Annotated in this window: 19 protein-coding genes; 3 read left to right on the top strand and 16 right to left on the bottom strand. The window is 70.1% G+C overall.

The features are described from left to right. Nucleotides 1-84: 84 nt before the first annotated feature. The 12 genes from QNJ30_17190 to QNJ30_17135 all read right to left on the bottom strand — a co-directional run bounded on the left by QNJ30_17190 (nt 85) and on the right by QNJ30_17135 (nt 13,767). Nucleotides 85-588: a DUF934 domain-containing protein gene (locus QNJ30_17190; protein MDJ0945207.1), complete on the bottom strand. Its 504-nt coding sequence runs from the start codon at nt 586-588 to the stop codon at nt 85-87. Next, on the bottom strand, nt 575-2,230 hold the full coding sequence (locus QNJ30_17185) for a nitrite/sulfite reductase (GenBank protein MDJ0945206.1): 1,656 nt from the start codon (nt 2,228-2,230) through the stop codon (nt 575-577). Before QNJ30_17185 ends, QNJ30_17190 begins: the two co-directional genes overlap by 14 nt. Nucleotides 2,231-2,243: 13 nt before the next feature. Next, nucleotides 2,244-2,543, bottom strand: coding sequence for a DUF2849 domain-containing protein (locus QNJ30_17180; GenBank protein ID MDJ0945205.1), 300 nt, complete (start codon nt 2,541-2,543; stop codon nt 2,244-2,246). Nucleotides 2,544-2,553: 10 nt separating this feature from the next. Continuing rightward, nucleotides 2,554-3,963, bottom strand: coding sequence for a siroheme synthase CysG (gene cysG, locus QNJ30_17175; GenBank protein ID MDJ0945204.1), 1,410 nt, complete (start codon nt 3,961-3,963; stop codon nt 2,554-2,556). A gap of 466 nt (nt 3,964-4,429) precedes the next feature. Then, a complete protein-coding gene (locus QNJ30_17170; GenBank protein ID MDJ0945203.1) occupies nt 4,430-5,020 on the bottom strand; it encodes a GNAT family N-acetyltransferase in 591 nt (196 codons plus the stop codon). Between the two features lie 158 nt (nt 5,021-5,178). Then, nucleotides 5,179-5,814 (bottom strand): hypothetical protein, encoded by a 636-nt coding sequence (locus QNJ30_17165; protein MDJ0945202.1) that lies wholly within the window; start codon nt 5,812-5,814, stop codon nt 5,179-5,181. A 235-nt stretch (nt 5,815-6,049) separates the two neighbouring features. Then, nucleotides 6,050-8,719, bottom strand: a complete 2,670-nt coding sequence (metH, locus tag QNJ30_17160) for a methionine synthase (GenBank protein ID MDJ0945201.1) — start codon at nt 8,717-8,719, stop codon at nt 6,050-6,052. Continuing rightward, entirely contained in the window at nt 8,716-9,777 is a 1,062-nt protein-coding gene (locus QNJ30_17155; GenBank protein ID MDJ0945200.1) for a homocysteine S-methyltransferase family protein, read from the bottom strand. Before QNJ30_17155 ends, metH begins: the two co-directional genes overlap by 4 nt. Before the next feature lie 25 nt (nt 9,778-9,802). Next, nucleotides 9,803-10,660 carry a homocysteine S-methyltransferase family protein gene (locus tag QNJ30_17150; protein MDJ0945199.1) on the bottom strand — a complete coding sequence of 286 codons (858 nt, stop codon included), beginning with the start codon at nt 10,658-10,660 and terminating at the stop codon, nt 9,803-9,805. Further along, complete coding sequence (locus QNJ30_17145) at nt 10,660-11,526, bottom strand: methylenetetrahydrofolate reductase (protein ID MDJ0945198.1); 867 nt, start codon at nt 11,524-11,526, stop codon at nt 10,660-10,662. The genes QNJ30_17150 and QNJ30_17145 overlap by 1 nt, the downstream gene beginning before the upstream one ends. A gap of 11 nt (nt 11,527-11,537) precedes the next feature. After that, nucleotides 11,538-12,518, bottom strand: a complete 981-nt coding sequence (locus tag QNJ30_17140) for a metalloregulator ArsR/SmtB family transcription factor (protein ID MDJ0945197.1) — start codon at nt 12,516-12,518, stop codon at nt 11,538-11,540. Nucleotides 12,519-12,645: 127 nt separating this feature from the next. Further along, nucleotides 12,646-13,767, bottom strand: coding sequence for a lysylphosphatidylglycerol synthase transmembrane domain-containing protein (locus tag QNJ30_17135; GenBank protein MDJ0945196.1), 1,122 nt, complete (start codon nt 13,765-13,767; stop codon nt 12,646-12,648). 468 nt (nt 13,768-14,235) lie between these two features. On the opposite strand from QNJ30_17135, the gene QNJ30_17130 reads away from it, so the two are divergent. Then, on the top strand, nt 14,236-15,075 hold the full coding sequence (locus QNJ30_17130) for a DUF3108 domain-containing protein (GenBank protein ID MDJ0945195.1): 840 nt from the start codon (nt 14,236-14,238) through the stop codon (nt 15,073-15,075). Nucleotides 15,076-15,094: 19 nt separating this feature from the next. On the opposite strand, the gene QNJ30_17125 is transcribed toward QNJ30_17130, so the two are convergent. From QNJ30_17125 to QNJ30_17115, 3 genes are all read right to left on the bottom strand, one after another. Next, on the bottom strand, nt 15,095-16,036 hold the full coding sequence (locus QNJ30_17125; GenBank protein MDJ0945194.1) for a GDP-mannose 4,6-dehydratase: 942 nt from the start codon (nt 16,034-16,036) through the stop codon (nt 15,095-15,097). Nucleotides 16,037-16,247: 211 nt separating this feature from the next. Beyond that, nucleotides 16,248-17,399, bottom strand: coding sequence for a DegT/DnrJ/EryC1/StrS family aminotransferase (locus tag QNJ30_17120; protein MDJ0945193.1), 1,152 nt, complete (start codon nt 17,397-17,399; stop codon nt 16,248-16,250). A gap of 99 nt (nt 17,400-17,498) precedes the next feature. Beyond that, the gene (locus QNJ30_17115) at nt 17,499-18,629 is read right to left on the bottom strand and encodes an ELM1/GtrOC1 family putative glycosyltransferase (protein MDJ0945192.1); all 1,131 of its coding nucleotides are present in this window, start codon (nt 18,627-18,629) and stop codon (nt 17,499-17,501) included. 245 nt (nt 18,630-18,874) lie between these two features. Here QNJ30_17115 and QNJ30_17110 point away from each other — a divergent pair, with 245 nt between their 5' ends. Further along, on the top strand, nt 18,875-19,777 hold the full coding sequence (locus QNJ30_17110) for a hypothetical protein (protein MDJ0945191.1): 903 nt from the start codon (nt 18,875-18,877) through the stop codon (nt 19,775-19,777). A gap of 4 nt (nt 19,778-19,781) precedes the next feature. Here QNJ30_17110 and QNJ30_17105 read toward each other — a convergent pair whose 3' ends face one another. Beyond that, nucleotides 19,782-20,972, bottom strand: a complete 1,191-nt coding sequence (locus tag QNJ30_17105; GenBank protein ID MDJ0945190.1) for an ELM1/GtrOC1 family putative glycosyltransferase — start codon at nt 20,970-20,972, stop codon at nt 19,782-19,784. Nucleotides 20,973-21,388: 416 nt separating this feature from the next. On the opposite strand from QNJ30_17105, the gene QNJ30_17100 reads away from it, so the two are divergent. After that, nucleotides 21,389-22,252 carry a hypothetical protein gene (locus QNJ30_17100; GenBank protein MDJ0945189.1) on the top strand — a complete coding sequence of 288 codons (864 nt, stop codon included), beginning with the start codon at nt 21,389-21,391 and terminating at the stop codon, nt 22,250-22,252. The last annotated feature ends 13 nt before the right edge of the window (nt 22,253-22,265 follow it).

Raw genomic sequence — 22,265 nt, 5'->3', positions numbered from 1 at the left:
CCGTTCGGCGGCGAGGCGGCCGCGTTCGGCGTCCGAAAGGCAGAGGGTCATGGCGGCGGCTCCCGCTGAAGCTTCCCGTGCGGCCTATTCGGCGGCCTGAAGGCGCCGGCGCAGGGCCGAGATCGGCCGGCTGCCCTCGCTGGCCGGCTGATACCAGGCGCTGAACTCCCGGGTCGCAGCGGTCCAGCTTGCGGCGGCGTCGGGCGCGTCGAGCTCCACCGCGTCGAAGCCGCAGCGCGTCATGAAGGCCAGCTGGTCGCGGAAGACCGCCCCTACAGCGCGCAGCTCGCCGCGGAAGCCCAGGCGCTCGCGCAGGATGCGAGCATAAGAGTAGGGCCGGCCGTCGGTGAATTTGGGGAACTCCAGCGCGACCGCCACGAAGTGCGGCAGGTCCTCGGCCAGGTCCTCGGGCGACTGGTCGCTCCTGAGGCGCAGGCCCAGCGGCGCGTTGCGCCCGGCCAGGCGGGCCCGGGCCGACTGCCAGAGCTCCGGGGTGACAAAGAGCGGGCCCTCCCGGTCCAGGTCCTCCTCGCTCTCGGCGAGGCGCCAGACGTCTTCGGTGGGCAGACCGTCCTTAAGCAGGGGCATAGAGCTTCTCCTTGAAGGGCGCCAGGCCGACCCGGCGGAAGGTTTCGACGAAGGTCTCGCGGCCGCGGCGCCGGGCCAGGTAGGTGTCGACGATGTCCTGGATCGCGCCCGGCACCTGGGCGCCGCTGAAAGCCGGGCCGACGATCTTGCCGATGGCGGCCTCCTCCGTGGAGCTGCCGCCCAGGGTGATCTGGTAGAACTCCTCGCCCTTCTTATCGACGCCCAGGATGCCGATGTTGGCGACGTGGTGGTGGCCGCAGGCGTTGATGCAGCCCGAGATGTTGAGCGAGATCGGCCCGAGGTCGTGGAGCCGGCGCAGGTTGTCGAAGCGGCGACTGATCTCCTGGGCGATTGGGATCGAGCGGGCGCTGGCCAGGTTGCAGTAGTCCAGGCCCGGGCAGGCGATGATGTCGGACAGGAGGCCGATGTTGGGCGCCGCCAGCTCGGCCGTCTTCAGGCCTTGCCAGAGCGCGTAGAGCTCGGCCTTGCGGAGGTGGGGCAGGACCAGGTTCTGCTTATGGGTGACCCGGATCTCGCCGAAGCTGTGGCGCTCCGCGAGCGCGGCCACGGCCTCCATCTGATCGGCCGTGGCGTCGCCCGGGATCCCGCCGCTCGGCTTCAGCGAGATGCTGGCAATGGCGTAGCCCGGCACCTTGTGCTCGGTCACGTTGGCGCGGACCCAGAGGTCGAAGGCGCGCTCGGCCGCCCTGCGCAGCTCGAAGTCCGGCGACCTGTCCTCCAGGGTCGCGAAGGGCGGCGGCGCGAAGTAGGCCGCGATGCGCTCGACCTCCGCCGCCGGCAGGTCGACGGTGGTCTCCCGGGTGTGGCGCCATTCCTCCTCGACCAGGCGGGTGAATTCCTGGACTCCGACGTGGTCGACCAGGATCTTGATCCGGGCCTTGTAGAGATTGTCGCGCCGGCCGAGCAGGTTATAGACCCGCAGGATCGCCTCCAGGTAGGACAGCAGGTAGGGCTCCGGCAGGAACTTGCGGATGGTCTTGCCGATCACCGGGGTGCGGCCCTGGCCGCCGCCGACCACGACCTCGAAGCCGGTCTCCCCGGCCTCGTTGCGGCGAAGGTAGAGGCCGATGTCGTGGACCTTGACCGCGGCGCGGTCCTCTGCGGCCGCGGTCACCGCGATCTTGAACTTGCGCGGCAGGAAGGAAAACTCCGGGTGCAGGCTCGACCACTGGCGGATCACCTCGGCGGTGACCCGCGAGTCGGCGATCTCGTCGGCCGCGGCGCCGGCGAAGTGGTCGGCGGTGACGTTGCGGATGCAGTTGCCGCTGGTCTGGATGGCGTGCATCTCGACCTCGGCCAGCTGCTCCAGGATCTCCGGCGTCTCCTCCAGCTTCGGCCAGTTGTACTGGATGTTCTGGCGGGTCGTGAAATGGCCGTAGCCCTTGTCGTAGCGCCGGGCGATGTGGGCCAGCTTGCGCAGCTGCCGTGCCGAGAGGGTGCCGTAGGGGATGGCGACCCGCAGCATGTAGGCGTGGAGCTGCAGGTAGAGGCCGTTCATCAGGCGCAGCGGCTTGAACTGCTCCTCGGTCAGCTCGCCCGAGAGGCGGCGGCGGACCTGGTCGCTGAACTGGGCGACCCGTTCCTGCACGAAGGCGTGGTCGAATTCGTCGTAGCGGTACATGGTCTTGGGTCCTTCAGTTCGCGCCGGCCTGCTTGCCGAGATCGAGCCGCACCGAGGGCCCGCGGGCGCGGATCGCCTCGCGGTAGCGCAGCGGTGCCACCAGGCCGTCGGCCTCGACGACCTCGATCAGATAGGGCTCGACCACCCGGGCGGCGGCGGCCTCGGCGCGGCCCCGGTCGAGGATCGCCTCGGCGCGCTCGTCGTCGCCAGCCAGGGCGGCCTCGTTCAGCCATTCCGACCAGCCGCCTTGCGGGGTCAGGTAGACCACCCGGCCGTTGTCCAGGCGGTTGGCGGTCAGGGCTTTCAGGGGCATCTCTCTTCTCCTATTCCGCGGCGGCCAGCGGCAGCGCGTCCCCGCTGCCCTGGGGCGCCGCCGCCGCAAGACGCACGACCTCGCCGATGACGATCAGCGCCGGCGCCTGGATCTTCTCGCGGGCGATCAGCGCGCCGAGGCCACGCAGGGTCCCGAAGACCTTGCGCTCCCCCGGCAGGCTGCCGCGCTCGATCACCGCGACCGGCGTCTCGGGGTCGCGGCCCTGGGCGATCAGCTCGCGCGAAAGGCCTGCGCTGCCGGCGACCCCCATGTAGACCGCCAGGGTGTGGCGGCGGCTCGCCAGGGCGGCCCAGTCCAGCTCGGGCGCGCCGTCCTTGCCCTGGCCGCTGACGAAGGTCACCGCCGAGGCGTGGTCCCGGTGGGTGAGGGGGATGCCGGCGACGGCGGCGCAGCCGGTGGCGGCGGTGATGCCGGGCACCAGCTCGACCTCGACGCCGTGGCGCAGAAGCCGCTCGAGCTCCTCGCCGCCGCGGCCGAAGACGAAGGGATCGCCGCCCTTGAGGCGGACCACTCGCTTCCCGGCCCGGGCCTCGCGCAGCAGGATCTCGTTGATCTCGGCCTGGCCGTGGCTGTGCCGGCCCGGGGCCTTGCCGACGTAGATCCGCTCGGCGTCGCGCCGGGCGTAGTCCAGGATCTCCGGGCCGACCAGCTTGTCGTAGACCACGACCTCGGCGTCCTGGAGCAGGCGCAGGGCCTTGAGGGTCAGCAGCTCCGGGTCGCCGGGCCCGGCGCCGACCAGGGCGACCCGGCCGCGCGGCGCCCGGCGCCAGCCCGGGGCGTTGATCTCGGCCAGCATGCGCGCGCCGGCTTTGGCGTCGTCGCCGGCCAGGATGTCGCGGGCGACGGGGCCGTCGAAGAAGGCCTCCCAGAAGCGCCGGCGCGCGCTCGGGTCGGTGACCGCGGCCGCCAGCGCGCCGCGGTAGCGCCGGGCGAAGGCCGCCAGCGGGCCGAGCCGGGCCGGGAGCAGGGCCTCCAGGGTCCGGCGCAGGCGCCGCGCCAGGACCGGCGCGCTGCCGTGGGTCGAGATCGCCACCACCACGTCGTCGCGGTCGACGATCGCCGGCATCAGGAAGCTCGAAAGCTCCGGCCGGTCGACCACGTTGACCGGGATCCGGCGGGCGGTGGCGGCCTCGACGGCAGCGCGGATCTCGTCATCCGAGGCAGCGGCGATGACGATCCGCGCGCCGTCGAGGTCACGCTCCTGGAAGGACCGCTCCGCCAGGGCGATCCCCTGTGCGGCGGCCCAGGACCGGAGATCCTCGTCCGGGTCCAGGGCGACGATCCGCAGCTCGGCGCCGGCGGCCTGGAGCAGCCGGGCCTTGGGCAGGGCCGCCGCAGCGCCGCCGACCAGCAGGGCCGTCCGGCCCTTCAGGTCGAGAAAGATGGGCAGGGACTTCATCGCAGCCCCTCCCGCGCGCCGGCAGGCGACAGCGCGGCGCTTCCAATGCACGCGAAAGTGGTGGTATGAAGGGGATCGAAGACCTTGAGGGATCGTCGAGTCACGACGCCTGCTCCTTGGTTCCACTTCGGGCCCACGGAGCACTCCCCGTGGCGCTTTAGCGGGTGATGACGCGGCCGCAAGCTGCCCAATCAAATTCCGCGGGTCCCTTAGGGGGACCAGTCCGGCGGCGTCTTTGAGACGCGACGACACCAAATGTCGACCGCTGTGCTGTGCAAGTCAATATAAAACTCTTCACATTTGTGTTTAGAAATAATTCTGCTGCGATTGAGTGTGAAATTTGCGGCGCGACGGGTCCTGGGAACTGGGTCGGGTTCGACCTGGACTGCGGCGCGCATCAACTCAGGGTGGAGGGGCAGGCGCTATGGAACGCCGAGCGCTGCTGAGCCGGGTCCTGGCCGGCGGCTCAGAGTGGCTTCACGAGCAGGACCCAGTCCCGGCTCGGGTTCTGCCAGGCTTCCTTGACCATGGGCCGGCGGGCGGTTTCCCGGTAGCCGCGGCGCTCGTAGAGCCGGCGCGCACCCCTGTTGGCGTCGGCGACGATGATCGAAAGGCCTCGCCTGCCGCTGGCCGCCGCGATCTTCTCGGCCTGGGCCAGCAGGGCGCTGCCGTGGCCCCGGCTGCGCTGCTTCGGATAGGCGGCCAGCACGTTGACGTGCCAGGTGCCCAAGACCAGGTTCTCCAGTTCCTGAAGGGGCACGAACATCGCCGGCAGCGCGTCGTAGTCGATCGGCGCCGGCGCCTCGGGCAGCGGGAAGCCGATCAGGCAGGCCGCCACCGCGCCGTTCTGTTCCAGGACCAAGGCGTTGCGGTAGGAGAAGCGGCCCTCCTCGCGGCGGGCGCAGCGCCGGCCGACCTCCCAGACCGTTTCGCCGGGCTCGGCCGTCCTTTCCCAGGTGCAGGCCGGCAGGCCCTCGCCGGCGAAGTTGATCAGCTCGGCCAGGGCCGCCGCGTCTTCGGGCGTGGCCCAGCGGAGGGGTGGCGCGGGGTCGGTCATGAAGCCTCTCTGCCTTGCACCTGGCCTGGGTGCCGGGTGACAAGCGATATGCCGCCCGAAGCGCCGTCCTGTAAGTGACGAGGATCACAGACGGTGTCCTGCAGTCCCAGGCGGCGGGTAGAGATCGCCGGAACGGGCCAGGTTCTAGGCCGGGCCCGCTACATCTCGATGTCGTAGCTGTAGTCGAGGTAGAGGACGACCTCGGTGTCGCTCTTCTGAGACACCCGCACCGGCGTGTCGAGGCCCTTGATGTTGACGCTGCGGGTCTCGCCCAGGGTGTCCTTGACCAGGTCGAGCTGGCTGCGCAGCGACTTCAGCAGCTGCGCGCGATAGGTCTCGGGATCCTTCACGGTCAGGGAAGCGTCGCCGACCAGGATCCTTACGTCCTCCGGGCTTCGGACATTCCCGATCGCCTGATAGGCGGTCTTGGTCATCGAGAAGACGTCGCCGTCATCGGTCAGCGGGCTGAGGAGGAAGAGGTTCGCCGAAGAGCCGCCTGAGGAGGAGGATACCTTGCTGGGATAGCGGGACGTCAGGGTCACCGGCCCGACCTCGATCTCGACGCCGCGCCTGGGCGAGAACGCGGATTTCAGCGCGCGTATCGTCGCGCCGATCGCCTCCAGCCTCTCCACGGGATTCCGGATGTCGGCGATGATGGCGATCGGAACCACGACGTGGTCGGCCCGCGTCTCGATCTCGATCGCGGCCTGGACCGTGCGGTACTTGAGCGCTGATTGGCTCGCCAATGCATTGGGTGCCAGCAGCAGCGCGATGAGCAGGATGATGGTTCTCACAGCTTGTCTCCCGGGCTTTCGATGATCGCCAAAGTGGTCTTGCAGGCGCGCCGGAGCAAGGGATTGCTCGAAGCGGCGCCGAGCCAGGACCGGCACCCGTTGCGGCCAAAAAAGAGCCGGACCCTGCAGGTCCGGCCCGAGTGGGGACGGCAATCCCAGGTGAAGTCAGCGAACTTGGGATTGCCTTGGGAAAGTCCTGGCTGCGATGCCGTGCCGTCCTCCGACCGCGCGGCCGTCAGGCAGCCCGCGAGGCGGGCTGGTAGCCAAGGTTGGGCGCCAGCCAGCGCTCCATCTCTGCGAGGCTCATGGCCTTGCGGTGGGCGTAGTCCTCGACCTGGTCGCGCTGGATCCGGCCAAGGCCGAAGTAGCGGCTCTCGGGATGCGCGAAGTAGAGGCCGGAGACAGAGGAGGCCGGGGTCATGGCGCAGCTTTCGGTGAGCCGGATCCCGGCCCGGTCCTCCGCCTGCAGCAGCTCGAAGAGCGTCCACTTCTCGGTGTGGTCGGGGCAGGCCGGATAGCCCGGCGCCGGACGGATGCCCCGGTAGGCCTCGGCGATCAGCGCCTCGTTGTCCAGCGCCTCCTCGGGCGCATAGCCCCAGAACTCCTTGCGCACCCGCTCGTGCATCCGCTCGGCGAAGGCCTCGGCCAGGCGGTCGCCCAGGGCCTGGATCAGGATCGCGCCGTAGTCGTCCTGCTGGGCCTTGAAGGCGGCGGCGCGGGCCTCGACCTCCGGCCCGGCGGTGACCGCGAAGCCGCCGATGTAATCGGCGAGGCCGCTCTCCACGGGCGCGACGAAATCGGCAAGGGCCAGGTTGGGCTTTCCGGTCCCGGTCCGGTCCATCTGCTGGCGCAGGCTGTGCAGCACCGCCAGGGTCTCGGCCCGGTCCTCGCCGGCATAGAGTTCGATGTCGTCGCCCTTGGCGTTGGCCGGCCAGAAGCCGATCACCGCGCGCGGGCGCAGCCAGCGCTCCTCGACGAGGCGCGCCAGCATGGCCTGGGCATCGCGGTAGACCATGCCGGCGGCGTCGCCGACCACGGCGTCCTCCAGGATCTCGGGGAAGCGGCCGTGCAGGTCCCAGGCGGCGAAGAAGGGCCGCCAGTCGATCCGCGGGATCAGCTCTTCGAGGTCGTAGTCCTCGAAGGCCCTGAGGCCGAGGAAGGCGGGCCGCGGCGGCCGATAGCCGGACCAGTCGAGCGCCGCCTTGTTGGCGCGGGCCTCGGCGAGGCTCGGCTGGCCGCCCTGCGCCCCGCCGCCGGCGCGGCCCTCGGCGATACGCGTGTAGTCGCCGCGCACCTCGGCGGCGAAGGTCTCGCGCTGCTCGGCGGAGGCGAGGCGGCCGGCGACCCCGACGGCGCGCGAGGCGTCGGTCACGTGGACCACCGGGCCGTCGTAGTTGGGCGCGATCTTGACCGCGGTGTGGACCTTGCTGGTGGTCGCGCCGCCGATCAGCAGCGGCAGGTCGAAGCCCTCGCGGCGCATCTCGCCGGCGACGTAGCACATCTCCTCCAGGCTCGGCGTGATCAGGCCGGACAGCCCGATCATGTCGGCACCCTCGGCCCGCGCGGTCTCCAGGATCTTGGCGCAGGGCACCATGACCCCGAGGTCGATGACCTCGAAGTTGTTGCACTGCAGGACCACGCCGACGATGTTCTTGCCGATGTCGTGGACGTCGCCCTTGACCGTGGCCATGACGATCTTGCCCTTGGTCCGGCTCTCCGCGGTCTTCTCCGCCTCGATGTAGGGCAGCAGCCGGGCGACCGCCTTCTTCATCACCCGGGCGCTCTTGACCACCTGAGGCAGGAACATCTTGCCGGCGCCGAAGAGGTCGCCGACCACGTTCATGCCGTCCATCAGGGGCCCTTCGATCACGTCCAGCGGGCACGCGGCCTGCTGCCGGGCCTCCTCGGTGTCGGCCTCGATGTGATCGGTGATGCCGTGGACCAGGGCGTGCTCGAGGCGCTTGGCGACCGGCTCCTGGCGCCAGGCCGGGTCGAGGGCCTTGGCCTTTTCGCCGCCGCTGCCGCGGTAGGCCTCGGCGATCGCCAGAAGCCTCTCGGTGGCCTCGGGCCGGCGGTTGAGGATCACGTCCTCGACCGCGTCGCGCAGCTCGGCCGGGATGTCCTCGTAGACGGTGATCTGCCCGGCGTTGACGATCCCCATGTCCATGCCCGCCGCGATGGCGTGGTAGAGGAAGACCGAGTGCATGGCCTCGCGCACCGGGTTGTTGCCGCGGAAGGAGAAGGAGACGTTGGACACCCCGCCCGAGACGTGGGCCCCGGGCAGGCCGGCGCGGATCATCTGCGTCGCCTCGATGAAGGCGCGGGCATAGTCGTCGTGCTCGGCGATGCCGGTGGCGACCGCGAAGATGTTGGGGTCGAAGATGATGTCCTGGGGCGGCAGGCCGACCTTTTCGGTCAACAGGCGGTAGGCGCGTTCGCAGATCGCGAACTTGCGCTCGGCGGTCTCGGCCTGGCCCTGCTCGTCGAAGGCCATGACCACCACGGCGGCGCCGTAGCGCTTGATCAGGCGGCCCTGGGCCAGGAACTCGGCCTCGCCCTCCTTGAGGCTGATCGAGTTGACCACCGGCTTGCCCTGGACGCAGCGCAGTCCGGCCTCGATGACCGACCACTTGGAGGAATCGATCATCACCGGCACCCGGCTGATGTCGGGCTCGCCGGCCATGAGGTTGAGGAAGCGGGTCATGGCCGCTTCCGCGTCCAGCATGGCCTCGTCCATGTTGACGTCGATGATCTGGGCGCCGTTCTCGACCTGCTCGCGGGCGATCTGCAGGCCGGCCTCGAAGTCGCCCTCCAGGATCAGGCGGCGGAACTTGGCCGAGCCGGCGACGTTGGTGCGCTCGCCGATGTTGACGAAGCGGCCCTGGAGGTTCTGCTGGTCGCTCATTGGACCAGGGCGAAGGCTTCGAGGCCGGAGAGGCGCAGCAGGGGCGGCAGGACCGGCAGCTCGCGGGGCGGCAGTCCGGCGACGGCGTCGGCGATGGCCGCGATGTGCGCCGGGGTCGATCCGCAGCAGCCGCCGACCAGGTTGACCAGGCCGTCGCGCGCCCAGGCGCCGAGGTGCCCGGCCATGGCCTCCGGGGTCTCGTCGTAGCCGCCGAACTGGTTGGGCAGGCCGGCGTTGGGGTGGGCGCTGATCCGGGTGTCCGCGGTCCGCGCCAGCTCGGCGACGTGGGCGCGCAGCTCTTTCGGCCCGAGGGCGCAGTTCAGCCCGACGCTGAAGGGCCGGACGTGGCTGACCGAGGTCCAGAAGGCCTCCGGGGTCTGGCCGGAAAGCGTTCGCCCGGAGAGGTCGGTGATGGTGCCGGAGACCATAACCGGCAGGGCCGCGCCGCGGTCTTCGAAGACCTCGTCCAGAGCGTAGAGCGCCGCGCGCGCGTTCAGGGTGTCGAAGACGGTCTCGACCATCAGGATCTCGGCACCGCCATCGATCAGGCCTTCCGCGGCCCTCCGGTAGGCCGCGGCCAGCTCCGCGAAGGTCACGTTGCGAAAGCCGGGGTCGTTGACGTCGGGCGAGATCGAGGCGGTGCGCGAGGTCGGGCCCAGGACCCCGGCGACGAAGCGCTGGCGCGACGGCTCCTTGGCCTCGACCGCCTCGGCGGCCTGACGCGCCAGCACCGCGCCGGCCCGGTTGATCTCGTAGGCGGCGTCGTCCAGGCGGTATTCGGCCTGGCTGATGCTGGTGGCGTTGAAGGTGTTGGTCTCCAGGATGTCGGCGCCGGCCTCCAGGTAGGCCAGATGGATCTCGCGGATGAGCTCCGGTGCGGTCAGGTTGAGGACGTCGTTGTTGCCCTTGAGGTCTACCGGATGGCCGGCAAAGGCCGTGCCGCGGTAGTCCGCCTCGCCCAGGCCGCGTTCCTGGATCATGGTCCCCATGGCGCCGTCCAGGACCAGGATCCGCTCGGCCGCGGCCGCGTCCAGCAGCCCTGCGCGATCGACTGTCAAGGGCACGGTGCTCGGCTCCGGCAGGCTAGCCGGCCAGGGCCGGGTCCAGCGCCGCCGCACGGACGCTGGAGGGAATCTCGGCCTCGTCCGGCGAGGCCGGCCGCGCCGCCGGCAGGTAGGGCCGGAAGCCGTCCTCGGCCAGGCCGCGGAGCTGGCCGTCGAGGCAGGCGGTGTCCGCCGGCAAGTCGCCGCCGCCGACCAGGTTGACGCCGCTGTCCTCGATCGCCGCGGCGAGCAGGCCGGCGCGGGCGACCGGGCCATGGCGGTAGCGGATCACGCCGTCGGCCCGGCTCTTGGCCAGGTCTGAGAAGTCGGCGCCGGCCGGGCCGCGCTGGAGGAAGATCGGCGCCCGCGCGCCCAGGCTCTCGACGGCCCGCCGGGCGCCGCGCAGGAAGACCGGAGTCCGGCCGGCGCCGGGCAGGATGTCGAGCGTGATGCCGTCGACGCCGCCCGAGAGCAGCCCCTCGACCTGAACCGTCACCGCGGCCTCGATCTCGGCCGGGGCGACGTCCCAGCCGTCGTCCCGCACCACGCCCAGGACGAAGCGCCGCCGGCCGCGGCCGGGCAGGCTGTCCACGGCCTGGGCGGCGATCTCGGCGGCGGCGTGGTTGAGGAAGAAGGCCTCCCCGGCGAAGCCCTGGTCCGCCAGGCTCAGGGGCGAGGCGCCCAGGGTGTTGGTCCGGATCACGTCGGCACCGGCCTCCAGGTAGGCCTCGTGGGTCCGGCGGACCAGCTCGGGCCGGGTCATGTTGAGGACCGGCAGCAGGCCCTCGGCGCCGAAGAAGTCGCGCTCCCGGTCCAGGTTCTCGGCGCGCAGGCGGCGCGCGGCGGCGCCGTCGGTCAGCAGCACGCGCTGCTCCAGGGCTTCGATCAGGGTCCGCATCAGGCAGCCTCCTCCAGCTGCGGGCGCAGGCCGAGCATCCGGCAGATCGCCAGGGTCAGCTTGGCGCGGTTCAGGGTGTAGAAGTGGAAGCTCTCGACGCCTTCGCGCAGCAGGCTCTGGCAGAGCTCGCTGGCGGTGGTCGCGGCCACCAGGTCGCGGGTCTCGGGGTCGTCGTCCAGGCCCTCGAAGCGGGCCGCCAGCCAGTCCGGCACCACGGTGCCGCAGCGCTGGCTGAAGTTCCGGACCTTGCCGAAATGGAAGATCGGCAGGATGCCCGGGACGACGGGCTGGGCGATCCCGGCCGCCCGGGCCCGGTCGCGAAAGCGCAGGAAGGTCTCGGCATCGAAGAAGTACTGCGAGATGGCCCGCGCCGCCCCGGCGTCCAGCTTGCGCTTCAGGTTGTCCAGGTCGGCCCGGGGCGAGGGCGAATCGGGATGGCTCTCGGGATAGCAGCCGACCGAGATGTCGAAGTCGCCGAGCCGGCGCAGCCCGGCGACCAGGTCGGCGGCGTTCTCGTAGCCCCGCGGGTGCGGGCGGAAGGGCGCGCCCAGCTCGGGCATGTCGCCGCGCAACGCGACCAGGCGGCCGATGCCGGCCTCGGCCCAGGCGCGGACGCAGGCATCGATCTCGTCCCGGCTCGCGGCGACGCAGGTGATGTGGGCGGCCGGCTCGGCCAGGCCGCGCTCCAGGAGGCCGCCCAGGATCAGGTCGGAGCGGTCGCGGCTGGTGCCGCCGGCGCCGTAGGTCAGCGACACGAACTCGGGCTCCAGCCCGGCGAGCCTTTCGAGCGCCTGCCAGAAGCCGGCCTCGGCCTGTGGCTTGGCGGGCGGGAAGAACTCTAGAGAGATGCGGGGCAGGGCGGTCATGGCAAAGGCTCCTAGCCTGCGGCCCGGGCCGGGCCTTGCCCCGCCGCGTCGTTGGCCGGGCGCCGGGCGGTCCAGAGCACGACCGTGATCGCGCCGCCTTCCAGGCGCTTGGTCGTCTCGGCGACCAGGCCGAGGCGGGCGAAGTGGTCCTGGATGGTCTCCTCCGAGAAGCCGAGCCAGCGGTGGGCGTGCTCCTCGCGCAGCTGCAGGTGGTCGTGCGGGGCGAAGTCGATGACCACCATCTTGCCGCCGGGGCGCAGAACCCGTGCCGCCTCGGCCAGGGCGTCCTCCGGCCGCTCGGCGTAGTGCAGCGCCATGTGCAGGGTCACGGCGTCGAAGCCCTCGGCCCGGAAGGGCAGCTGCTTCATGTCAGCCTGGCGGACCTGGCAATGCCGAAGACCGTCGCGGAAAAGGTTGGCGCGCGCGACCTTCAGCATGTCCAGCGAGCGATCGACCCCGACGCCGCTGGTCAGGCGGTCGCTGAGCAGCCGCAGCACGTGCCCGGTGCCGGTGCCGATGTCCAGCAGGTCGCCGACCGCCTCGCCCGCGAAGGCCTCGCTGAGGGCGGCGTCGACCTCCGCCTCGTCGACGTGCAGGGCCCGGATCTGCGACCAGTTGGCGGCGTTCCGGCGGAAATAGGCCGCCGCCTTGACCTCGTAGGTCTGCTTGACCGCCTGCAGCCGCTCCAGGTCCAGGGCGTGGGTCGGGTCCTCGGCCGGGATGAGATCGACGATCATGCGCGCCAGCTCGCCCGCCGGGGCCGCGCCGAGGGCGGACTGGGCGAGCCGGTAGTAGGCCCAGTTGCCCTCCTGATTCCGCTCCAGCAGTCCGGCTTCCATCAGCAGCTTCAGGTGCCGGGACACCCGGGGCTGGCTCTGGCCGAGGATCTCGACCAGCTCGCTCACCGTGAGGTCGCCGTGCGCACAGAGGCCGAGAATCCGGAGGCGGGTTCCCTCGGCGGCGGCGCGCAGGCCCTGGAGCAGCTGTTCCATTGCGGTATCCGCTCAAGATCACGATATAAGGATATCTTGATATAGTGATCTCACAGGCACCGCGGCGTGTCAAGGCCGGCCCCGGACAGCTCCGGGGCCGGATCCCTGGGGGCGCGAATCATGACGCCTAAGGCTCTGTATTTTTGAGAAGAATCTCTTCGCGATCCGTCCGGGCGGCGGTCGTGGCGTGGCCTCGAGACCTCGGCCTAGGACCCTCGGCGGCCGGTCTTGCCGCGGCTGCACAGCCTGTCGCCGGATCGGGACCGCCGCCGTCGATCCGGTTGATGCCGCTGAGCCAGATCACCAGGCCGGGCAGGGCGGAGGCCAGGAACGCCGCCGTGAACAGGATCGCGATGGCGTAGGCCTGGCCGGCGTCGATACCGAGCTCGACCAGGGTCCAGATCATCACGCCTTCGCGCGGCCCCAGGCCGGCGACGGAGACCGGCACGGCCGCGACCAGAAGCGCGAGGGAAAACGCGGTGGCGGCCTGGGCCAGGCCGAGTTCCACCGCCCCGACCGCCCGGGCGGCCGAGAGCATGATCCCCATGGCCAGCAGCAGCACGACGGACGACAGGCCGGCGATCTCGACCGATCCCCTGGCGTTGCCGAGGAAGCGCCGGAACATGATTGCCAGGCGCAGCGCCTCCCGGGCCGCGCGCTGGCGCCTCATCCGCTGCTGGCGCAGCGTTGCCAGCGCCAGGTAGGGCAGGGCCGCCAGCAGAGAGATGAGGAGGAAGAGACCGAGGACGGTCGACCGGATAGCCGGTTCCTCGATCGTGGTGAAGGGCAGGGCCAGGGCGGCCAGGACCACCATCGAGATCAGGTTGACCGCGCGGTCGAGAAGGACCGCGGCCATGTTCTCTCGAATTCTGCCGAAGGCGCGGGTGCTGCGCGCGACCCGCACCACGTCGCCGCCGATTGCGGCCGGGGTGATCATGGCGAAGAACAGGCCCTCCGCGTAGGTCAGGACGGAGAAGCGCGGCGGCAGCGGCGAGGACAGCGAGGCGCTGATCCGGCTCCAGCGGAAGCCGTTGACCAGGACGATCCCGCAGCCGAGGGCGATTGCGGCGAGGACCCAGCGCCAATCCGCCGCGCCCAGGCTTTCCAGGACGAGCTCGATGTTTGCATAGACCGCGAGCAGGTAGAGGGCCGCCGCCGAGAGGCCGGCCTTGATCAGAAACCGAATGCTGGAGCGGCGGAAGCGCACTTTCTCGGACGAGCCCTGCTGCACAGCGTTGAGACCGGCCACGCCGGCCGCGATTTCAAGGACCCCTCCCGCGCCGCCGCGACACCCCGCGCGGCGCTCGGCGTTCCGGTGCCGGCCGGCCGGGCGCTCGGCGCGCCGCCTCCCGGGCCTACGATCCCTGTCCGCTACGGGGCGGGAAAGCTACACGGAGAATCCTTTCCGTGCAGTGTCTTATCTGTGACGGCTATCGGCAGCGCCGGGGTCCGCCCCGGTGCCTTGCCCGGGTCCGTCTCGGCGCGGGTGGCGGTGCAGCCCGCGAAGCGGCGCCGCTTTGCCGGGGTCTGGCGCCCTCCGCCGGCCCGGGTCGTTTCCGACCTTGCCGGCCCGCTGGAGTTCACGGTTTCGCAGGTGCTTGCGGGATGTCCCTCTTGGGCCTTGCGTAACACCTTCTTAAGGGCCAGTTTGCTGGGATACCGGGCCGTCGGCGCGCGGCCGCGGTGTCCCTCGGATCACCTCAGGCGTAGGAGCGATATGGTTAAGCCCAAGAACGGGAAGAGCGGGATCGGGGCCTGCCTGCTTCTCGCCCTGGGCGTCCTGCTGACGGGCGCGCCGGCGCGGGCCGCGGACTCGGGTCTGAGCGCGTACTTCCAGGTCTATATGGGCGGTTTCCAGGTCGCCAAGGCCGAGGTCCGGCTCGGTCTCTACAAGGACTGCTTCGATCTCCGCCTGGCGGCCGAGCCCTATGGCGTCGTCTCCTACCTGAGCTCCTTCAAGCTGGTGACCTGGGCCGACGGCTGCAGCGACGGGGCCGGCGTGGTGCCGATCAGCTACAGCGCCGACTACTTCAAGAACGGCCGGAAGAAGCGCTGGGTTCGGGTCGACTACAAGGGCGCCAGCGGTCCGCTGGTTCGGGCCGAGCCGGCCCCGGAAGACGACCACCGCAAGCCCGTGCCCTCCGGCCTGCGCGCCGGATCGCTCGACCCCCTGAACACTGTCTTCGCCATCATAGAGGCGGTGACCCGCGAGGGCCGCTGCCAGGGCGAGCGGCCGGTCTATGACGGGCGCCGGCTCTTCCGGGTGACGCTCAACCATGTCGGTTCGGTGGTCCTGCCGCCGTCCAGCTACGCCGCTTATGCCGGAGACGCGATCGAATGCCTGGTGCGGCTCGAGACGGTCGCCGGCTTCAAGAAGAACGAGATCCGTAAGAAGCACTTCCCCACGGAGGTGCAGGTCTATCTCGCCGAGGCCGTCCCCGGCGCACCCCTATTCCCGGTGCGCCTGGAGGCCGACTACCGCTTCGGGCAGATCCGGGTCCACGCCGGCCAGATCGTGCCCTGGGCGCGCACCACCGAGGAAACCCGCGCACGCTGAGCCCGCGTGCCGCCCGGCCTCAGATGAAGCGCTGAAAGTCGATCTCGTGGATGATCTTCTCGAGTTCCTGGTCGAAGTCCCGAACCGGACGCCAGCCCAGGTCGCGGATCCGCCTGTCGTCGATGGAATAGCGCACGTCCTGGCCGCTGCGGTCGGTGACCGGCATCCAGGCCTCCGCTTCGGGCACCTTCAGGATCCCGGCGATCTTGCGCAGGACCTCGATGTTGCGCAGGTGCAGGTCGCCGGAGACGTTGTAGATGGTATCGATCTCGCCGGCCTCGAGCACGGTCAGGATCGCCGCGGTGGTATCCTCGGCGTGCAGCCAGGAGCGGACGTAGCTGCCGTCGCCGTGCATCAGGGCTGGCAGGCCCCGCTTCATGCGCCAGGACGACTTGGGGATCAGCTTCTCCGGGTACTGGTGGGTGCCGTAGTTGTTCGAGGGCCGGATGATGTTGAAGGGGATGCTGTAGGTCCGGCTCCAGCTCTGCACCAGCATGTCCGCCGAGGCCTTGGTCGCGGAGTAGGGATTTGACGGCCGAAGCAGATCGTCCTCTGTGAACTTGCCGTTCAGGCAGTCGCCGTAGACCTCGTCGGAGCTGATCTGGACAAAGCGGGCCCGTTCGTGCTCCTGCTTGTTGCGCACCAGCTCCAGCAGGTGCTGCACGCCGATGATGTTGGAGCGGCAGAACTTGTAGTTGTCCGCGATGGCGTTGTCGACGTGCGACTCCGCCGCGAAGTTGACGATGATGTCGCACTCCGGAAGGTACTCCAGGTCGCAGACGTCGAGGCCCATGAAGCGGTAGTTGGATTTCTCCTTGAAGGCGCCCATCACGACCCGGTCGGCCGCATAATTGACGCGATCGACGTTGATCACGTAGTCGCCCCGCTCCAGGCAGGCCGCTACGAAGTGCTTGCCGATGAATCCCAGGCCGCCGGTCACGAGTATTAGTCGCGAAGACATGTCGGAACGCCCCCTGAATGCGCGTTATTATTTAATTGAGCCCCTCTGGCGGGGAATTAGTACTTTATTTACTCGAGACTACGCCAGGTCCGAGCGGCTGGCAATCGCCGAGATGGGGGAGGTGGAAGGCCGGCTTGGCCGGCCTCGATCCGTCCGGCGTTAACCATCGCTTCCGTGATCACCCGCCGGGTTCGGGGCGGGCGCGCCGGCCTCAGGGAAGGTTGCGTTGCGCCAGGGGGACCACGTCTTCCAGCACCGCGGCGATGACCTCGTCCTGCTGCGCCTCGGTGAGGCGCGGATAGAGCGGCAGGCTGAGGGTCCCTTCGCCCCAGTGCCGGCTGACCGGGAAGTCCTCGGGGCCGTAGCCGTAGGCCTCGCGGTAGTAGGTCAGGGTCGGCACCGCCCGGTAGTTGACGGTGACCCCGATGCCCCGGGCGTTGAGGGCCAGGATCGCCTGGTCCCGGCAGGCCGGCGGGACGTGGATGCAGAAGAGGTGACGGGCGTCGAGGCAGCCGGCCACCGGCCCGGGCAGGCGCAGCGGGCTGTCGGCGAAGGCCGCCTCGTAGCGGGCCGCCAGCGCCTCGCGCCGGTCCAGCTGCGCGCGGACCCTGGCGATCTGAGGCGGCAGCAGGGCGGCCAGCAGGTCCGGCAGGTTGGCCTTTGTGCCGAGGCAGAGCATGTCCCAGTGCTGGTAGCGGGCGTCGCGCATCCGGTCGATGGCGAGCTCGGACATGCCGTGCAGGCGGGTCCGCGCCAGGCGTGCGGCCAGCTCCGGGTCCCGGGTGATCACCGCGCCCCCTTCGCCGCAGGTCACGTTCTTGGTCGCATAGAAGGAGAAGATCGCGGCCTCGGCGTGGCGGCCGGGCGGATCGCCGTCGCGCAGCCCTTCGAAGCAATGCGCCGCGTCCTCGATGATCGCGATGTCGTCGCGCGGCGCCAGGGCCGCGCGCAGGCCGGGCAGGTCGCACATGCGCCCGTAGAGATGGACCGGGATCACCGCGCGGGTCCTCGGAGTCACGGCCGCGGCCACCGCCTCGGGCCGGACCAGCAGGGTCTCCGGATCGACGTCGACGAAGACCGGGCGGGCGCCGACCAGGCCGGCGACGTTGGCGCTGGCGATGAAGGTCATGGCCGGCACGATGACCTCGTCGCCCGGGCCGACTCCCAGCGCCAGGAGGGTGGCCACGGCGCCGTTGGTCCAGCTGTTAACCAGCAGGGCGTGTTCGATCCCGAAGAAGTCCCGCAGCCGATCCTCGACCTCGCGGCCGACCTTGCCCGAGGTCAGAAAGGGCGAAGCGATGACCTCGGCGACCGCGTCGGCGGCTTCGGGATCCAGATCGTGCAGGTAGAAGGGAACGGCCATGACACCTTAGGTATGGTCGGCGGAATCCGGGCGGCTGCCTCGGACAGGCCCCGAGGCTAGTGGACCAGGCTTAACGCGGCGTTGACCCGGCATCGGCAGCTATCCCGGCCCGGCCGGCAGCAGAGCCCGTATGCGCTCGACCACCACGCCCAGGTCGTCGGGAATCTCGGCGGGAGGCGCGGGCGGCAGCTCGCCGATCGGCGTGGCCAGGCCGCGCCGGATCAGATCGCCGTGCAGCGCCGTCAGGTCGCGGCCGTAGCCGACCAGCCCGAGGCGGTAGATCCCCTCGGTGATCCGGGTCGCCGGCGCCGCGGCCTTGGACGGCCCCAGAGCGTGGGTGATCGCACGGTGAAGCCCGCCGTCGCCGGTCGGCAGGGGATAGATCACCAGCGGCCGGCCGGCCCTCAGCGCCTCGACCATCATCGAGGTGCTGTCCGCGGTGACCACGCAGCGGTCGGCGAGCCCCAGGAGCGCCAGGTAGGGGTTGTCCCGGCGCTCCGTCTGCCAGCGAAACAGCTCGGCATTCGCGGGCAGGGCGGCCTCCAGGGTGTCGACCACCTCGGGCGGCGTGCGTCGGCTGGTCGAGAAGAACAGCGTGCCTTCCCGCCCCAGGGTTTCGGCGACCTTCGCGACCAGGTCCCGCGCGACCTCGGCGTTGAGCCGGAAGGGCTTGGTCGGGCCGCCCACCAGAACGGCGGTCAGCGGCCGGGGCAGGGCGCCAATCCGCCCCTGCCAGCGCGCCGCCTCGCTGCGGATCGCCGCCGGATCCGCCCGCATCAGTGGCAGGCCGAGGCGCACGACGTTGTCCCGGTCGGGGATCAGGTACTGCGGCGTCGAGATGATCAGGTCGAACTCTTCGGCGTGGCGCTTCGGTCGCCCGATCAGGACCAGCCGGCTGCGCCCGCCGGACTGCCGCCGGGCCCAGAGCGCGGCCATCGAAGGCCGCCGGCCGACGGTCAGGATGAGGTCCGGCCAGGGCGGCTCGAGCCGGTCCGAGGCCGTCTCCTCGAGATGGTGGAGCGAGGCCCGGAAGATCGGCTTGGCGTGCCGGTAGCGCGGCTTGAAGCGCAGCGCCTTGCGCTCGCAGGGCAGGCCCAGGGCCTCGGCGATGGCCTCGGCCTGGGCGTTGTCCCCGAGCTTGTCGCCGAGGACCAGCCAAATCCGCGGCTGCGCCGCTGGGGAGGTCTCGAGTTCCTTGGTCATCCGGGCCAGGGCGTCGCGTGAGGACATCGCGTGAGGTCTTGAGCTGCCGGTCGTCGGAGTCCGCGTCCGGCTCGGATCCGAGGCGTGGCGGGTCGGACTCGGGGGCCGGGCGGTCTTCGAAGCGCGTCGAATCTGGTGCCTAAGCGCAAGGGTCGTCAAGCCTCCCCTTCGCACCGGGACGCAAGAGCCCCTGCCGGCTGGCCGGCGCCTTGCCCGGGTCGGGGCCATCTGATATGAGCACGGAGACACACAGGTGAAGGTGAAGATCCGCCATGAAACCCACCGTCTTCATTCACACCAACCACCGCCAGAAGATCGGCGCCCTGGTCTCCCAGTACTCGCTGAAGCGAAACTCCAAGCACCCGGACGAGTTCGACGTCGAGATCATCGACGTCGCCGACCATCCCTTCATCCAGGCTCGGGAAGGGCAGGCGTTCCTGCGCGACGGCGAGAGTCGGATCTGGCGCTTCGAGGACCTGCAGTCCTTCACCCCGCTGCGCTTCATGCCGCCGGAGCTGATGGGCTATCAGGGCCAAGCCGTGGTGATCGATCCCGACGTCTTCGCGGTCGGCGACGTCTGGCCGCTTCTGACCCGGGACATGGAAGGCAAGGCCATCGTCTGCCGTCCGCGCACCGGCAACAAGGGCCTGACCGGGGCCCTGGCCAGCAGCGTCATGCTGCTGGACTGCGCCAAGCTGACCCACTGGCGCTGCGAAGAGCAGTTCGGCGAGCTCTTCGACTTCAAGCGGGACTACATGGATTGGATCACGCTGAAGCTGGAGCCCAAGGAGTCCATCGGCCTCTTCGAGGACGAATGGAACGACTTCGATCACCTGACTTCGCGCACCAAGCTGCTGCACAACACCAAGCGCCAGACCCAGCCCTGGAAGTCCGGCCTGCCGGTGGATTTCATGCCGGCCACCAAGAAGGTCAAGGCGAGCCAGCCGGGCACCTGGATCCGCCCGATCAAGAAGCTGATCAAGGGCAACCTGGCACCGACCCGCTACATGTCGCATCCGGATCCCAAGCAGGAGTCCTTCTTCTTCGGCCTGCTCCGCGAGTGCCTGGACAAGGGCTTGATCACGCGCGAGATGCTGCAGGAGGAGATGCGCCAGAACCACGTCCGCCACGACGCGCTGGAGGTCCTGGAGCGGACGCCGCCGCTCGCCGCCTGAAGCCTTACCGCCCGGTGCCCTGAGCCCGAGTCTGTTGAAGCGGCTGGGCCGGTCCGGCCTCGCCCTGCGCCTCGGGCTCGAAGAGCGCACGGACCCGGGCGACGGCCCGCGGCACGGCTTCCAGCGGCGGCGGGGTCTGCCAGTCGGCGAAGTCCTCGCCGTCCAGCCAGGCGCAGCGGCCCTCGGCGACCAGCCGGCGATGGATCAGCCGGATGTCGCGGCTCAGCCGTTGCGGCCCGTACTTCATCATCTGCCGGTACCAGAAGCCGCGGATGTTGTCGGCCTCCGGGATCAGCGGCCGGCGCACCGGCGGCGCATCAGGGCGCATGGCCAGGTGCCCTTCGCCCAGGTCGAAGATGTAGACCCGCTTCCGGGTCGCGCAGGCCTCGGTCAGCATGGACATGGAATCGCCGGTCACGATGTGGCGCTCGGCGAGATCCAGAAAGGCGAAGTAGGGGTTGTCCTCGGCGCCCTTGCGCCACTTGAAGAAGTAGTTCGGCACTTCCAGCGCCGCCTCCAGCACCGGCAGGGTCTCGGCGGCGGTCCGGGCACTGGTGGTGATCAGGAGCGAGCCGCCCAGGGCCTTGGCCATGGCGCTGGCCTGGCGGCCGAGGCGGGCGGCGGCGCGCTTGTCGTAGGAGAAGGGCCCGCTGTTGCCGCCGATGATGACCGAGATGTAGGGCTGCGGCAGATGGGCCAGCCGCTCGCGCCAGCGCGCGCCCTCCGCCTCCAGGCGGCCTTCGGTCACCCGGTGCAGCGGCGTCGCGTTGTGCAGCACCTCGGCGCGCTCCGGCAGGCGGTACTGCGGCGTCGTGATCACCAGGTCGAAGTTCAGGATCCGCGCCCAGGGCCGGCCGCAGTGGACCAGGCGGACCCGCTGGCCCAGCTTCGCCGCCTGGATCTGGATCCAGCGGCAGACCGGCTCGTTGCGCCGGCCGGCGGAGATGATCAGCTCCGGCCAGGGCGGCTCCAAGGGGCTGGACTTGCGCCGGACGATCCCGGCCAGGGTCAGGGGCAGGGTCAGGTTGGTCAGCAGCTCGGTCGGCCGGTAGACGAAGTGGCGGGTCTCGAAGGGCCAGCCCAGAGCCTCTGCGAGGGCCTGAACCTGGGAGTTGTCGCCGGCCCGATGGCCCATCATCAGCCAGGTGCGCGGGGGCGTGAAGCCTTGCGCGGCGCGGCTTTCCGGTTCTGCCATGGGACTCCGTTCCGAGGGTCTGCGCCGCGGCCCGGCCGGCACCGAATCGCCGTGGCCCCGGGCCGCCGCGGAGAGCCGGAACATGGGCCAAGCGCGGCGGCTTGGCAAGATCCCGGAGGGGTTCCACCCGGAGCCGCCGTCCCGGACTTGCCGCGTCGGCGGCGGGGTGCTAACCGCCTGCGCCGAGCGGCGCGTCGGCGGGCCGGGTCCGGCCGCGATCGGTCCTCGGCCCTGCGCCGCAGGTGGTTGAAACATAATGAAATACTATGTGTCCCCTCGATGGCCGGCTGGCCCTTGGGGGCGCTTGCTGTGCCTGGGGCAATCTGCTATGGCCTTGGTCCGGAGGCAGGCAGGGTTAATTGCATCGAGGTCCCTAAGTGAAGCCTTGCGTCTTTATCCATACGAACCACCGGCAAATGGTCGGAGCGCTGGTTTCGGAGTATTCGCTCAAGCGGAACTCGCGAAACGCCGACAAGTTCGATGTGCGGATCATCCACACCGATGACCACCCCTTCCTGAAGGCGAAGCACGGCCAGAGCTTCCTGCGCGATGGGGTCCAGCGGGTCTGGGACAGCGAGGATCTGCAGTCCTTTACGCCGCTGCGCTTCATGCCGCCCGAGCTGATGGGCTTCGAGGGGCGCGCCATCGTCATCGACCCGGACATCTTCGCCGTCGGCGACGTATGGGAGCTGCTGACCCGGGACATGGACGGCAAGGCGATCCTCTGCCGCCACCGCTCGGGGGTGAAGGGGCTGCTGCGCTTCTATGCCAGCAGCGTCATGCTGCTCGACTGCGCCAAGCTGACCCACTGGCGTGCCGAGGCGCAGTTCAACGAGCTCTTCGAGAACAAGCGCGACTACATGAAGTGGATCAGCCTGAAGCTGGAGCCGCCCGGCAGCATCGGCCTCTTCGAGCCCGAGTGGAACGACTTCGACAAGTTGACCCCGGACACCAAGCTGCTGCACAACACGCGCCGCATGACCCAGCCCTGGAAGACCGGGCTGCCGGTCGACTTCACCCTGGCCGAGCGCAGCCGGATCTTCCCGCCCCTGGGCTGGGCGATCCGGGCCAAGCGCAAGCTGATGGGCAACGGCAACCTGTTCAAGAAGTACCTCCGGCACCCGGACCGCAACCAGGAGGCCTTCTTCTTCGGCCTGCTGCGGGAATGCATGGAGAAGGGAATCGTCAGCGAGAGCATGCTCCGCGAGGAGATGCGGCAGAACCACGTGCGCCACGATGCCTTCGAGGTTCTCGACCGGATTCCGCAGCTGGCCGCCTGATCGGCGCAGACCC

The sequence above is a fragment of the Kiloniellales bacterium genome (assembly GCA_030066685.1).
Classification (GTDB): domain Bacteria; phylum Pseudomonadota; class Alphaproteobacteria; order Kiloniellales; family JAKSBE01; genus JAKSBE01.
Note: the sequence above shows the minus strand (reverse complement) of the source record. Positions and strands in the feature narration are given on the sequence as shown.

Coding starts and splice junctions, on each gene's coding strand:
- QNJ30_17190 (MDJ0945207.1), bottom strand. CDS start 588: ATGCCCCTGCTTAAGGACGGTCTGCCCACCGAAGACGTCTGGCGCCTC.
- QNJ30_17185 (MDJ0945206.1), bottom strand. CDS start 2,230: ATGTACCGCTACGACGAATTCGACCACGCCTTCGTGCAGGAACGGGTC.
- QNJ30_17180 (MDJ0945205.1), bottom strand. CDS start 2,543: ATGCCCCTGAAAGCCCTGACCGCCAACCGCCTGGACAACGGCCGGGTG.
- cysG (MDJ0945204.1), bottom strand. CDS start 3,963: ATGAAGTCCCTGCCCATCTTTCTCGACCTGAAGGGCCGGACGGCCCTG.
- QNJ30_17170 (MDJ0945203.1), bottom strand. CDS start 5,020: ATGACCGACCCCGCGCCACCCCTCCGCTGGGCCACGCCCGAAGACGCG.
- metH (MDJ0945201.1), bottom strand. CDS start 8,719: ATGAGCGACCAGCAGAACCTCCAGGGCCGCTTCGTCAACATCGGCGAG.
- QNJ30_17150 (MDJ0945199.1), bottom strand. CDS start 10,660: ATGCGGACCCTGATCGAAGCCCTGGAGCAGCGCGTGCTGCTGACCGAC.
- QNJ30_17145 (MDJ0945198.1), bottom strand. CDS start 11,526: ATGACCGCCCTGCCCCGCATCTCTCTAGAGTTCTTCCCGCCCGCCAAG.
- QNJ30_17140 (MDJ0945197.1), bottom strand. CDS start 12,518: ATGGAACAGCTGCTCCAGGGCCTGCGCGCCGCCGCCGAGGGAACCCGC.
- QNJ30_17130 (MDJ0945195.1), top strand. CDS start 14,236: ATGGTTAAGCCCAAGAACGGGAAGAGCGGGATCGGGGCCTGCCTGCTT.
- QNJ30_17125 (MDJ0945194.1), bottom strand. CDS start 16,036: ATGTCTTCGCGACTAATACTCGTGACCGGCGGCCTGGGATTCATCGGC.
- QNJ30_17120 (MDJ0945193.1), bottom strand. CDS start 17,399: ATGGCCGTTCCCTTCTACCTGCACGATCTGGATCCCGAAGCCGCCGAC.
- QNJ30_17115 (MDJ0945192.1), bottom strand. CDS start 18,629: ATGTCCTCACGCGACGCCCTGGCCCGGATGACCAAGGAACTCGAGACC.
- QNJ30_17110 (MDJ0945191.1), top strand. CDS start 18,875: ATGAAACCCACCGTCTTCATTCACACCAACCACCGCCAGAAGATCGGC.
- QNJ30_17105 (MDJ0945190.1), bottom strand. CDS start 20,972: ATGGCAGAACCGGAAAGCCGCGCCGCGCAAGGCTTCACGCCCCCGCGC.
- QNJ30_17100 (MDJ0945189.1), top strand. CDS start 21,389: ATGGTCGGAGCGCTGGTTTCGGAGTATTCGCTCAAGCGGAACTCGCGA.